The following is a 14577-nucleotide window of genomic DNA, read 5'->3' as shown; positions in this document are numbered from 1 at the left end:
AGGGTTTAGCGTTCCAGTTTGGCTTTGGAGAGAAGGTCCGCAGCGTCTGCGGCTTGCAGTTGCTCCAGACGCGTGCGCAGAACCAGATAGGCCATCTGCTGCAGCGTCGCTTGCGCGAACAAGCTTTGGATCGGCACATCGCATTGCAGGTTTTGGCGAATCGCTGCGGACAAGCGCACCGTCAGCAGCGAATGTCCGCCAAGGGCGAAGAAACTGTCGTGGCGACCGACTCTTTCGATGCCGAGCAGTTCGCTCCACAGCGCGGCCAGTTGCGTTTCAAGCTCTCCTTCCGGGGCAATGTAGGCCTGCATGGCGAGCGCGTCGGCGTCCGGCGCCGGCAGGGCACGGCGATCGAGCTTGCCGTTGGCGGTCAGCGGCAGCGCAGCGAGCTGCACATAGGCGGCCGGCAGCATGTAGTCGGGCAAGCGCGTACCGAGCTGGGTGCGCAATGCGTCGGTGTCGAGCGAAACATCGGCATCGCCGACCAGATAGGCGACCAGACGCTTGTCGTCGGTGTTGTCCTCGCGGACGACGGCGGCGGCCTGGCGCACACCGTCGCAGCCGCGCAAGGCTGCCTGGATTTCTCCGAGTTCGATGCGGAAGCCGCGGAGCTTGACCTGCTCGTCGTTGCGGCCCAGATATTCCAGGCTACCGTCGGCACGCCAACGCGCCAGATCGCCGGTCTTGTACATGCGCTCACCGGGTTGGTCGGCGAACGGATCGGGCACGAAGCGTTCGGCGGTCAGGCCGGGACGGCCCAGATAGCCACGGGCCAGGCCGGGGCCGGCCACGTGCAGTTCGCCGGCTACGCCAATCGGCAGGCACCTGCCATCGGATGCCAGCACATAGGCGCGTAGATCGGCCAGTGGTGTGCCGATCGGGCTGAGATCAGCGCGGGCGACATCGTGTTCGGTGATCGCATGCGCGGTGACATGCACCGTGGTCTCGGTGATGCCGTACATGTTGATCAGCGCGGTGCGCCGGCCATGCTGGGCGAACCACGGCGCCAGGGAGGCCGGTTGCAGCGCTTCGCCACCGAAGATCACCAAGCGCAGGGTGTGCTGCAAGTCGCTGTGTCGCTGCGCCTCGAGCAGCGCCTGGAACGCGCTGGGGGTCTGATTGAGCACGCTGACGCGTTGCTGGCAGAGCAGGGCATGGAACGCGACCGGATCGCGCGCGGTGTGCTGCGGGACCACGACCAGGCGGCCGCCGTGGGCCAGCGCGCCCCAGAGTTCCCAGACCGAGAAGTCGAAGGCGCAGGAGTGGAACAGGGTCCAGACGTCCTCGGCGGTCGGCGCGACGCAGGCGCGAGTGGCGTGCAGCAGGCGCACCACCTGGGCATGGGCCACGACCACGCCCTTGGGCGTGCCAGTGGAGCCGGAGGTGTAGATGACGTAGGCCGGATGTTGCGGCCGCAGGTCGGTGCGCTGCGGTGCGTGCGCCGGCTGCTGCGCCCAGGCGTCGGCCTCGGCATCCAGCCACACGGTGGCGATACGGGCGTCTGTGGGCAGCGTGGCAGCCAGTTCGCGGTGGGCCAGCAGCAGGCGCGGCTGCGCATCGTCGAGCATGAAGGCCAGCCGCTGGGCGGGATAGACCGGGTCCAGCGGCAGGTAGGCGGCACCGGCCTTGAGCACGGCCAGCACTGCCACGACCAGGTCGATGCCGCGTTGCAGGAACAGCGCCACGCGGTCTTCCGGTCCAATGCCGTGGGCAATCAGGTGGTGGGCGAGCTGGTTGGCGCGTACGTCGAGGTCGGCATAGCTCAGCGCCAGGTCCTCGTGCACCACGGCAATGGCCTGCGGTGCCTGCGCGACCTGCTTTTCGAACACGCTGTGCAGGCAACGGTTGTCGGCATATGTCGCTTTGCTGCGGGACAGCGCGTGCACGCTGGCGCGTTCCTCCTCCGTCAGCAGGTCCAGGGCACGCAGTGCGGTTTGCGGTGCCTGCTCCAGCGCCTGGACCAGCACGTGAAGGGTCTGCTGCAGCATGGTGGCGATGCGCTCGGCGCCGATGTCTTGCACGCATTGCACGTCGAGCCAGAAGCCTCCTGCTTCGCTGTGGTCGTCGATCGACACCGCCAGCGGATAGTGGGTGCGCTCCTGGCCTGCGATCTGCTGCACGTCCTGCAACGGATCATCCTGTGTTGTACTCAGGACGTTGCTGCCACCGGCATAGCGGTAGTTGAGCAAGGCGTTGAGCAGCGGCAGTGCCGGATCGAGGCGGCTGCAGCGCTGGGCTAGCGCCAGCGGCGCATGTTCGTGGTGCAGCAGGCGGGCAAGGCACAGCTGGGTATGACGCACGGCGTGCAGGACGCTGCCGTGTGCACCGCCCAGGCGGATCGGCAAGGTGTTGAGAAACATGCCCAGCACGCGGTCCGCGCCAGCGCTGGCGTGCATGCGGCCGAACAGCACGGTGCCGAATACCACCTCGTCGCGGCCGCTGCTGCGGGCCAGCAGCAGGGTGTAGGCCAGATGGAAGATGCTGGCGACACTGACGCCATGGCGTCGTGCTTGCACGCGCACAGTATGGGCCAGCGCTGCGGGCAGCTGCCGCTGGATCCGTTCCAGCGGGGCTAGGCCGTGCACCGGAGCGAGCGCGCCGAACGGCGCGGTGGGCGCGTCGATATCGCCGAGCATCTCAGTGAAGAAGGCCTGGTGCTCCTGCTCGGAAATTCCGTTGCGCGCGTGGGCGATGAAATCGCGGAACGGCAGTGGCGCGGGCAGATGCTGCTGCCTTCCGCTCAAGTGCGCCTGCACTTCCTCGATGACCAGTTCCAAGGTGGTGTGGTCCATCACCAGGTGATGGTGTTGCAGGCCGAGCAGCCAGCATCCGGCGGCGCGGTCGTGGGCCAGATGTGCATGGATCAGCGGCGCGTGCTGCACGCTGAGCGCGGCTGCCGGTGCGTGCATCCACGCCTGCAACGCAGCGGCAGGATCGGGTCCGTCGAAGACATGCAGGCGACGCGCGAGCGTGGCCTGGCGCCAGACCAGCTGCACCGGTGCAGGCAGGCCTTGCAAGGCGAAGCCGGTGCGCAGGATGTCATGGCGGGCGACGACATGATCGAGCGCGTCGAGGAAGGCATCCAGCTGATCGCGGGACGGGAAACTGAGCAGGACAGAATGCAGATAGGGGTCGGCGAGCGGATTGGACAGATGATGAAAGAGCAGGCCTTCCTGCAGCGAGGCCAGAGGATAGATGTCTTGCACATTGCTCACCCCGCCGGCGACAGTGGCCACGGCCGTGTCGATCTCGGCCTGGGTCAGTTCGACCAGCGGCAGCAGCTCGGGCGTGATGCGGGTGCAGGCTGGAGTGATGCGGTTGGGCGGGACGATGACGTCTGAGGCCGCCGCCAACCCTGCCGCCAGGCTCGCCAGGGTCGGCGTGCTGAACAGGTTGCGCACATCCAACCGCCAGCCGAGCCGGCGCAGGCGTTCGATCAGTTTGACCGCCAGCAGCGAGTGCCCGCCCAGGGCGAAGAAGTCGTCGTTGCGGCCGACCTGTTCGATGCCGAGCAGCTCGCTCCAGAGCGCAGCCATCACGTGTTCGAGTTCGCCCTGCGGGGGGGCATAGGCGTGCCGGTCCAGCGCCTGATCGTCCGGCGCCGGCAGGGCGCGGGAGTCGAGCTTGCCGTTCGGGGTGAGCGGCAGGGCATCGAGGTGAACGTAGGCAGCCGGCAGCATGTAGTCGGGCAGGCGTGTGCGGAGCTGGGTGCGCAGCAGCGCAGGGGTCACGGCTAGCGTGTCGCCGACGAGATAGGCAACCAGCTGTGTTTCACTAGGAGTATCGGCACGCGCAATGACGACCGCCTCGCGCACGCCGTCGCAGCCACGCAAGGCGGCTTCGATCTCGCCCAGTTCGATGCGCACGCCGCGCAGTTTGACCTGGTGATCGTTGCGGCCCAGGTACTCCAGCGCGCCGTCGGCACGCCAGCGCGCCACATCGCCCGTGCGGTACATGCGCTGGCCGGGCTGGTCGGCGAACGGATCGGGGACGAAGCGTTCGGCGGTCAGGTCCGGGCGACCCAGATAGCCGCGCGCCAGCTGCACGCCGGCGATCTGCAGTTCGCCGGACACGCCGATGGGCGAGCGTTGCCGCTGTGCATCGAGTACGTGCAATTGCGTATTGGCGATCGGTCGGCCGATCGGCACGCAGCTGGTGTCGGCCGCGGTGCATTCCCAGACGCTGACGTCCACCGCCGCTTCGGTCGGGCCGTAGAGGTTGTACAGGCGGGCGTGTGGCAGGCGCTGGCGTACGCCGTGGGCAAGATCCGCTGGCAAGGCTTCGCCGCTGCAGACGATGCGCCGCAGGCTGGCGCATGCGCCTTGCGGTAAGACATCCAGGAACACCCGTAGCATCGACGGCACGAAGTGCACGGTGTCGACGCCGGCCCGTTCGATCAGGTCGATCAGATGGGCCGGATCCTTGTGACCACCCGGTTGCGCCAGCACCAGACGCGCGCCTACGCGCAGCGGCCAGAACAGTTCCCAGACCGACACGTCGAAGCCGACCGGGGTCTTCTGCAACACGCTCTGGTCGGGTTGCAGCTGCAGCGCCTGCTGCATCCACAGCAGGCGGTTGTCGATGGAAGCATGGGTGTTGATCACTCCCTTCGGCTTTCCGGTGGAGCCTGAGGTGTAGATGACGTAGGCCGGATGCCGCGGGTGTAGTGCCACTTTGGGGGCCTGCGTGGAAGCGCAGGCCCACAACGCGGCGTCGGCGTCCAGCAGCACGCTGTGCCGATCAGCGCATTGCTCTAGCAGTGCCGCGGTCTGACGATGGGCCAGCAGCACGCGGGGCCGTGCATCGGCGAGCATGGTGTCCAGGCGCGCGGCCGGTACGTCGTTGTCCAGCGGCAGGTACGCCGCACCGGCCTTGAGGATCGCCAGCAGTGCGACGACCAGGTCGATACCGCGCGGCAGGCACACGGCGACGCTGCTTTCCGGCACAACGCCCAGCCCGATCAGGTGATGGGCGAGCTGGTTGGCGCGGGCATCGAGCTCGGCATAGCTGAGCGTGTCGTGGTCATCGGCCACGGCGATGGCGTCGGGCGTGCGCTGCGCCTGCGCTTCGATGGCGCGGTGCAGGTAGCCGGTGCCGTCCAGGTCGGTGGCGGTGGCGTTGAAGCCTTGCAACTGCGCCTGTTCGTCGTCCGGCAGCAGCGGCAGTTGCACGGCGCATGCGCTGTCGTCGGCGAGCATGCCGCGCAGCAACGTCACGAACTGGGCCAGGTGGCGGTCGATGCTGCTGCGATCGAACAGCGCCGTGGCGTAGCCCAGGCTGCCGACGATGCAGTCCTGGTCCTCGTCCTCGCCCAAAAAGAGTTCCAGATCGAACTTGGCGTTGTGGCCCTGCGACTGCACAGGCTGCAGGCGGATGCCGGACAGGGTCAGGTCGCCCGATGCAGCGTTTTGCCACGCGAACATGACCTGGAACACCGGGTGGTGGGCCAGGCTGCGTTCGGGATTGAGTGCTTCGATGACCTGCTCGAAGGGCAGGTCCTGATGCGCTTGCGCGGCCAGCGCGTTGGCGCGGACCTGGGCCAACAGCTCTGCAAGCGAGGGATTGCCGCGCAGGTCGATACGCAGGGCCTGGGTGTTGACGAACAGGCCGATCAGCGGTTCGAACTCGCTGCGATGGCGGTTGGCCACCGGGCTGCCGATGACCACCTGATCCTGGCCGGACAGGCGTGCCAACAACACGCTCCAGGCGGAGAGCACGGTCATGAACAGGGTGGTGCCGTGGCGCTCGCTGAGCGCCTTCAGTGCTGCGGTCGACTCCGTGTCCAAAGCGAATGTCACGATATCGCCGCGGGAATCTTGCTGCGCCGGTCGTGGCCGATCGGTGGGCAGCGCAAGCAGGGTGGGTGCGTCATGCAGGTGCTCGACCCAGAAGTCGCGCTGACGTTGCAGAATCTGGCCGCCGATCCAGCGGCGTTGCCATACGGCGATATCGGCGTACTGCAGTGACAGCGGCGGCAGCGGATCGGGCAGGCCTTGGGCGAAGGCGGCGTAGAGGGTGCTCAGTTCGTGCATGAACAGGCCCATGGACCAGCCATCGGACACCAGATGGTGCAGGGTGAGGAGCAGGACATGGTCGTCCTCGTCCAGGCGCAGCAGTTGGCCGCGTGCCAGGGTGTCGTGGGCCAGATCGAAGGGGGTCTGAGCTTCCTGTTCGGCGTGGCGTTGCGCCTGATGTTCGGGATCGGGACAGGCGCTGAGATCGTGTTCGCAGAGCCGGAAGCCGATGTCCTCGGCGTCGATGATCTGCACCGGTTCGTCCTGGTGCAGGGCGATGCGGGTACGCAAGGTGGCGTGGCGGGCGACGATGCGGTCCAGCGCCTGGCGCAGGGCGTGGCGATCCAACTTGCCGCGCAGGCGCAGACCGTTGGGCATCAAATAGGCCAGGTCAGCCTGGACGTCGAGTTGGGCCAGGAACCACAGCCGCTGCTGGGCGAAGGACAGCGGCAGCGGCCCGCTGCGCTCGGCCGGCACGATGGCCGGCAGTGCGCTGGCGGCGGCGCTGTCGGTGGCCTGGGCCAGATCGGCCAGACGCGGTTGGGCGAACAGCGTGGCCAGGGGCAATTCCATGCCGAGTGCGGTACGAATCCGCGAGATCAGCCGCACGGCCAACAGCGAATGTCCGCCGAGGGCGAAGAAGCTGTCGTGCCTGCCGACCCGTTCGATACCGAGCAGTTCGCTCCACAGCGCAGCCAGCAACGTTTCGCGTTCGCCTTCGGGAGCCACATAGACCTGGGTGGCGAGCGCATCGGCATCGGGGGCGGGCAGTGCGCGGCGATCGAGCTTGCCGTTGGCGGTCAGCGGCAGTGCAGCGAGCGGCACATAGGCGGCCGGCAGCATGTAGTCGGGCAGACGTGCGCCGAGCTGGGTGCGCAACGCGTCGGCGTTGAGGACGACCTCGTCGTCGACAACCAGATAGGCGACCAGGCGCTTGCCGCCCGTACCGTCTTCACGGGTGATGACCGCGGTCTGGCGCACGCCATCGCAGGCGCGCAAGGCCGCTTCGATCTCGCCCAGTTCGATGCGGAAGCCACGGATCTTGACCTGTTCGTCGTTGCGGCCGAGCGACTCCAGCACGCCGTCGGCGCGCCAGCGCGCCAGGTCGCCGGTACGGTACATGCGCTCGCCCGGTCGCTCGGCGAAGGGATCGGGGACGAAGCGCTCGGCGGTCAGGTCCGGGCGACCCAGATAGCCGCGCGCCAGTTGCGCACCGGCGATGTACAGCTCGCCGGCCACGCCCAGTGGGACCAACTGGTGAGAGGGGTCGAGCACCCATAGGCGGGTCGTGGCCAGCGGCCGGCCCAGCGGCACGACGTTGCCGGGGTCGTCGCCAAGCACCGGGTGCAGGCTGGCCCAGATGGTGGCCTCGGTCGGGCCGTACAGGTTGCACAACTGGCCGCCACCGACGCGCAGGCGCTGCGCCAGATCCGGGCGCAAGGCTTCTCCGCCGCAGAGCAGGCGCAGTCCCGGCCGGCTCTGCCAGCCGGCGTCCAGCAGCATCTGCCAGAACGCCGGGGTGGCCTGCAGCACGGAGATGGCGTGCCGGTCCAGCAACTGCGACCAGTAGGCCGGATCCTGGAGCGCCTGGTCGCCGGCGATGACCACGCGCGCGCCATGGACCAAGGGGGCGAACAGTTCCAGGCCGGCGATATCGAAGCAGACGGTGGTGACCGCCAGCAGGCGGTCCTCGGGCGACAGCGGCAGTTGGATCTGCAGCGCGGCCAGGAACTGGGTCAGCGCGTGATGGGAAATCATCACGCCCTTGGGGTGTCCGGTGGAGCCGGAGGTGTAGATGACATACGCCAGGTGGTGCGGGCTGACGTCCTGCCTAGCCGGGGTGTGCGCGGGGTGCATCGCCCAGCTGGCGGTGTCGTCCATGCAGACGCGCGCGAGCTGATTGCCCGGCAGCAGATCGGCCAGCGCGGTGTGGGTGAGCAGGCAGCGCGCCGCGCTGTCCTGGAGCATGAAGTCCAGGCGTGCGGGCGGATAGACAGGGTCCAGCGGTACATAGGCACCGCCGGCCTTGAGCACGGCCAGCAAGGCGACGACCAGGTCGACGCCGCGCGGCAGGCAGACCGCGACACGCACGTCCGGACCAACGCCCAGGGCGATCAGATGATGGGCGAGTTGATTGGCACGTGCGTCGAGCGCGGCATAGGTCAGTTCGCCTTCGCCGTCGACCAGCGCGATGGCCTGCGGCGTGCGTTGCGCCTGCGCCTGGATCTGGCGGTGCAGATGGCCGGTGTCGGCCAGGTCGGCTTCGGTGGCATTAAAACGCTGCAGTTGCGCCCGTTCGATTGGCGGCAATAGCGGCAATTGCGCGATGTGTGCAGGGTCGGCGGAAACCATGCCGCCCAGCAGCGCCACGAACTGGGCCAGGTGGCGGTCGATGCTGCTGCGATCGAACAGCGCCGTGGCGTACCCCAGGCTGCCGACGATGCAGTCCTGGTCCTCGTCCTCGCCCAAAAAGAGTTCCAGATCGAACTTGGCGTTGTGGCCCTGCGACTGCAGAGGCTGCAGGCGGATGCCAGACAGGCTCAGGTCGGCCGATGCAGCGTTTTGCCACGCGAACATGACCTGGAACACCGGGTGGTGGGCCAGGCTGCGTTCGGGATTGAGCGCTTCGATAACCTGCTCGAAGGGCAGATCCTGATGGTCCTGGGCCGCCAGTGCGGTGGCGCGGACCTGGGCCAGCAATTCGGCGACGGACGGATTGCGACGCAGATCGATACGCAGGGCCTGGGTGTTGACGAACAGGCCGATCAGCGGTTCGAACTCGCTGCGATGGCGGTTGGCCACCGGGCTGCCGATGACCACCTGGTCCTGGCCGGACAGGCGTGCCAACAGCACGCTCCAGGCGGAGAGCACGGTCATGAACAGGGTGGTGCCATGGCGCTCGCTGAGCGCCTTCAGTGCCGTACTCAACTCCGTGTCCAAGGCGAATGCCACCGTGTCGCCACGGGAATCCTGCAGCGCGGGTCGCGGCCGGTCGGTGGGCAGCGCAAGCAGGGTGGGTGCGTCCTGCAACTGAGCGACCCAGAACTCGCGCTGGCGTTGCAGGACCTGGCCGCCGATCCAGCGGCGCTGCCACACGGCGATATCGGCGTACTGCAGTGGCAGCGGCGGCAACGGATCGGGGATGCCTTGGGCGAAGGCGGCGTAGAGGGTGCTCAGTTCGCGGACCAGCAGGCCCATGGACCAGCCATCGGACACCAGATGGTGCAGGGTGAGAAGCAGGACATGGTCGTCCTCGCCCAGGCGCAGTAGCTGGCCGCGGGCCAGGGTGTCGCGGGCCAGGTCGAAGGGGGTCTGGGCTTCCTGTTCGGCGTGGCGTTGCGCCTGATGTTCGGGATCGGGACAGGCGCTGAGATCGTGTTCGCAGAGCCGGAAGCCGATGTCCTCGGCGTCGATGATCTGGACCGGTTGGTCCTGGTGCAGGGCGATGCGGGTGCGCAAGGTGGCGTGGCGGGCGACGATGCGGTCCAGCGCCTGGACCAGGGCGTGGCGATCCAACTTGCCGCGCAGGCGCAGGCCGTTGGGCATCAAATAGGCCAGGTCGGCCTGGACGTCGAGTTGGGCGAGGAACCACAGCCGCTGCTGGGCGAAGGACAGCGGCAGCGGTTGGCCGCGCTCGGCCGGCACGATGGCCGGCAGGGTGCTGGCGGCGGCGCCGGCCAGGACGTGGGCCAGATCGGCCAGGCGCGGTTGGGCGAACACCGCGGCCAACGGCAGTTCCAGCCCCAGCGCGTTGCGGAGGCGCGAGACCAGTTGCACGGCGAGTAGCGAATGCCCGCCGAGGGCGAAGAAACTGTCGTGACGGCCAATCCGTTCGACGCCGAGCAGCTCGCTCCACAGTGCGGCGAGCAAGGTTTCGCGCTCGCCGTCGGGGGCGAGGTAGGTCTGCGTCGCCAGCGCATCGGCATCCGGCGCCGGTAGTGCACGGCGATCGAGCTTGCCATTGGCGGTCAGCGGCAGCGCGTCCAGCGGCACGTAGGCGCTGGGCAGCATGGTCTCGGGCAGACGTGCGGCCAGTTGCGTGCGTAGTGCGTCGGCCGCGAGGTGTTTCGCGTCGCCGACCAGATAGGCGATCAGGCGCGGTTCGCCGGTGTCGTCGCGGGCAATGACGACCGCCTCGCGCACGCCGTCGCAGCCACGCAAGGCGGCTGCGATCTCGCCCAGTTCGATGCGCACGCCGCGCAGTTTGACCTGGTGATCGTTGCGGCCCAGGTACTCCAGCGCGCCGTCGGCACGCCAGCGCGCCACATCGCCCGTGCGGTACATGCGCTGGCCGGGCTGGTCGGCGAACGGATCGGGGACGAAGCGTTCGGCGGTCAGGTCCGGGCGACCCAGATAGCCGCGCGCCAGCTGCACGCCGGCGATCTGCAGTTCGCCGGACACGCCGATGGGCGAGCGTTGCCGCTGTGCATCGAGTACGTGCAATTGCGTATTGGCGATCGGTCGGCCGATCGGCACGCTGTGTGTGTCGGCCTCGGTGCATTCCCAGACGCTGACGTCCACCGCCGCTTCGGTCGGGCCGTAGAGGTTGTACAGGCGCGCCTGCGGCAGACGTGCGCGGACTGTGCTGGCCAGATCCACCGGCAAGGCTTCGCCGCTGCAGACGATGCGCTGCAGGCTGGCGCATGCGCCTTGCGGTAAGACATCCAGGAACACCCGTAGCATCGACGGCACGAAGTGCACGGTGTCGACGCCGGTCCGTTCGATCAGGTCGATCAGATAGGCCGGATCCTTGTGGCCGCCCGGTTCCGCCAGCACCAGACGCGCGCCTACGCGCAGCGGCCAGAACAGTTCCCAGACCGAGACGTCGAAGCCGATCGGGGTCTTCTGCAACACGCGCTGCTCCGGTTGCAGCTGCAGGTGCTGCTGCATCCACTGCAGGCGGTTGTCGATGGAAGCATGGGTGTTGATCACTCCCTTCGGCTTTCCGGTGGAGCCTGAGGTGTAGAGGACGTAGGCCGGATGCTGCGGGTGCAACGCCGTCACGATCGGGACGTGTGCGGGAGCCGAGGTCCATGCAGCCGGTTCGGCATCCAGCAGCACGGTGTGCAGGTCGTCGTGTGGCGTCAGCAGCGCAGCAGTGGCGCGATGGGCGAGCAACACGCTTGGCCGCGCATCGGCGAGCATGCCGTCCAGGCGAACCGGCGGCACATCGGTCTCCAGCGGCAGATAGGCGCCGCCGGCCTTGAGGACGGCCAGCAGCCCCACGATCAGATCGAGACTGCGCGGCAGGCAGAGCGCCACGCGGTCCTCGGGCGCCACGCCCAGCGCGATCAGGTGATGGGCAAGTCGATTGGCGCGCGCATCGAGCTGGGCGTAAGTGAGCTCCACGTGCGCTTCCACCACGGCGATGGCCTGCGGCGTGCGTTGCGCCTGCGCTTCGATCTGGCGGTGCAGATAGCCGCTGCCGCCCAGGTCGTTCGCGGTGACATTGAAGCCTTGCAACTGGACATGTTCGCCAGCCGGCAACAGCGGCAGCCGAGCGACGCGGACGCTGTCGTCGGCGAGCATGCCGCCCAGCAGCGCCACGAACTGGGCCAGGTGGCGGTCGATGCTGCTGCGATCGAACAGCGCCGTGGCGTAGCCCAGGCTGCCGACGATGCGACCGTGCCGTTCTTCGAGCGTCAAGTCCAGGTCGAACTTGCGCACGGCCAGCATTTGCTGCATTGGGTGCAGCTCCAGCCCCGGCAGGAGGATGTCAGTGTCGGGCGTGTTCTGCCAGGCAAACATGACCTGGAACACCGGATGATTGGCCAAACCACGCGCAGGGTTGAGCGCTTCGATGACCTGTTCGAAAGGCAGATCCTGATGCGCTTGCGCGGCCAGCGCGTTGGCGCGGACCTGGGCCAACAGGTCCGCAAGCGATGGATTGCCGCGTAGGTCGATACGCAGGGCCTGGGTGTTGACGAACAGGCCGATCAGCGGTTCGAACTCGCTGCGGTGGCGATTGGCCACCGGGGTGCCGATGACCACCTGATCCTGGCCGGACAGGCGCGAAAGCAGCATGCCCCACGCCGCGAACAGGGTCATGAACAGCGTGGTGCCGTGGCGCTGGCTCAGGGTTTTCAGTGCCGCGGTCAATTCGGCGTCGAGGACGAATTCCACCATCTCGCCGCGATAGTCCTGTCTCGGTGGGCGAGTCCGATCGGTGGGCAGCTCCAGCAGGGGCGGTGCGTCCTGCAGGTGCTCGACCCAGAACTCGCGCTGGCGTTGCAGGACCTGGCCGCTGATCCAGCGGCGCTGCCACACGGCGATATCGGCGTATTGCAGTGGCAATGACGGCAACGGATCGGGGATGCCTTGGGCGAAGGCGGCGTAGAGGGTGCTCAGTTCGCGGACCAGCAGGGCCATGGACCAGCCATCGGACACCAGATGGTGCAGGGTGAGGAGCAGGACATGGTCGTCCTCGCCCAGGCGCAGTAGCTGGCCGCGGGCCAGGGTGTCGCGGGCCAGGTCGAAGGGGGTCTGGGCTTCCTGTTCGGCGTGGCGTTGCGCCTGATGTTCGGGATCGGGACAGGCGCTGAGATCGTGTTCGCAGAGCCGGAAGCCGATGTCCTCGGCGTCGATGATCTGCACCGGTTCGTCCTGGTGCAGGGCGATGCGGGTACGCAAGGTGGCGTGGCGGGCGACGATGCGGTCCAGCGCCTGGCGCAGGGCGTCGCGATTTAGCCGACCGCGCAGGCGCAGACCGTTGGGCATCAAATAGGCCAGGTCAGCCTGGACGTCGAGCTGGGCCAGGAACCACAGCCGCTGCTGGGCGAAGGACAGCGGCAGCGGTTGACCACGGTCGGCTGGCATGATGGCCGGCAGGGTGTTGGCGGCGGCGCTGTCGGTGGCCTGGGCCAGATCGGCCAGACGCGGTTGGGCGAACAGCGTGGCCAGGGGCAATTCCAGGCCGAGTGAGGTGCGGACACGCGAGATCAGCCGCACGGCTAACAGCGAATGTCCGCCGAGGGCGAAAAAGTTGTCGTGGCGACCGACGCGTTCGACGCCGAGCAGCTCGCTCCACAGCACAGCCAGAGCCTGTTCGCGTTCGCCTTCGGGAGCCTCATAGACCAGGGTGGCGAGCGCATCGGCATCGGGGGCGGGCAGTGCGCGGCGATCGAGCTTGCCGTTGGCGGTCAGTGGCAACGCAGCGAGCGGCACATAGGCGGCCGGCAGCATGTAGTCGGGCAGACGTGCGCCGAGTTCGGTGCGCAACGCGTCGGCATTGAGCAGGACATTGGTTTCGCCGACCAGATAGGCGACCAGGCGCTTGCCGCCCGTACCGTCTTCACGGGCGATGACCACGGCCTGGCGCACGCCGTCGCAGCCGCGCAAGGCCGCGGCGATCTCACCGAGTTCGATGCGGAAGCCGCGGAGCTTGACCTGTTCGTCGTTGCGGCCGAGATACGCGAGGCTGCCATCAGCCTGCCAACGGGCCAAATCGCCGGTCTTGTACATGCGCTCACCGGGCTTCTCGGCGAACGGGTCAGGCACGAAGCGTTCGGCGGTCAATCCCGGACGGCCCAGATAGCCGCGCGCCAGGCCAGCGCCGGCCACGTGCAGTTCGCCGGCCACGCCGATCGGCAGGCACTGGCCGTCGCTTGCCAGCACATAGGCGCGCAGATCGGCCAGCGGCGCGCCGATCGGGCTGAGGTCGGCGCGCGTGACATCCTGGTTGGTGAGGACATGCGCGGTCACATGCACCGTGGTTTCGGTGATGCCGTACATGTTGAGCAGCGCGGTGCGCTGACCGTGTTGTGCGAACCACGTGGACACACTGGCCGGTTGCAGCGCTTCGCCACCGAAGATCACCAGCCGCAGATGGTGTTGCACCTGGCTATGGCGCTGCGCCTCGAGCAGCGCCTGGAACGCGCTGGGCGTTTGATTGAGCACGCTGACGTGCTGCTGGCAGAGCAGGGCATGGAAGGCGGCCGGGTCGCGCGCAACGTGCTGCGGCACCACGACCAGTCGACCACCATGGGCCAGTGCGCCCCACAGCTCCCAGACCGAGAAGTCGAAGGCGCAGGAATGGAACAGGGTCCAGACATCCTCGGCAGTGGGAGCGACGCAGGCACGAGTGGCGTGCAACAGGCGCACCACCTGGGCGTGGGCGACGACGACGCCCTTGGGAGTGCCGGTGGAGCCGGAGGTGTAGATGACGTAAGCCGGATGCTGCGGCAGCAGATCGTTGCGCTGCGGTGCGTGGGAAGGCTGCTGACTCCACGCCAAAGCATCATCCAGCACCACGGTGGCGATGCCGGTCTCTGAGGGCAGACCAGCGGCCAGCGCAGCGTGGGTGAGCAGCAGGCGCGGCTGCGCATCGTCGAGCATGAAAGCCAGCCGCTGGGTGGGATAGGCCGGATCCAGCGGTAGATAGGCGGCACCGGCCTTGAGCACGGCCAGCAGCGCCACGACCAGATCGATACCGCGTTGCAGGTACAGCGCGACACGGTCCTCCGGGCCGATGCCGCGCGCGATCAGGTGATGGGCGAGTTGGTTGGCGCGGGCATCGAGTTCGGCATAAGACAGTGCGTTGTCGCCATCGACCAGCGCGATGGCC

The 14577-nt window shown here is 67.8% G+C and carries 1 protein-coding gene (running past one end of the window); it reads right to left on the bottom strand.

Annotated features, from left to right (window positions below):
- Nucleotides 1-5: 5 nt before the first annotated feature.
- Nucleotides 6-14577, bottom strand: the 3' portion of a protein-coding gene (locus M0D43_RS21985) for a non-ribosomal peptide synthase/polyketide synthase (RefSeq protein ID WP_260807630.1). It continues 7805 nt past the right edge of the window; the window shows 14572 of its 22377 coding nt (coding positions 7806-22377); its start codon lies beyond the right edge, outside the window; its stop codon occupies nucleotides 6-8.

This window comes from Xanthomonas prunicola (genome assembly GCF_025266575.1).
Taxonomy (GTDB): domain Bacteria; phylum Pseudomonadota; class Gammaproteobacteria; order Xanthomonadales; family Xanthomonadaceae; genus Xanthomonas; species Xanthomonas prunicola.
Note: the sequence above shows the minus strand (reverse complement) of the source record. Positions and strands in the feature narration are given on the sequence as shown.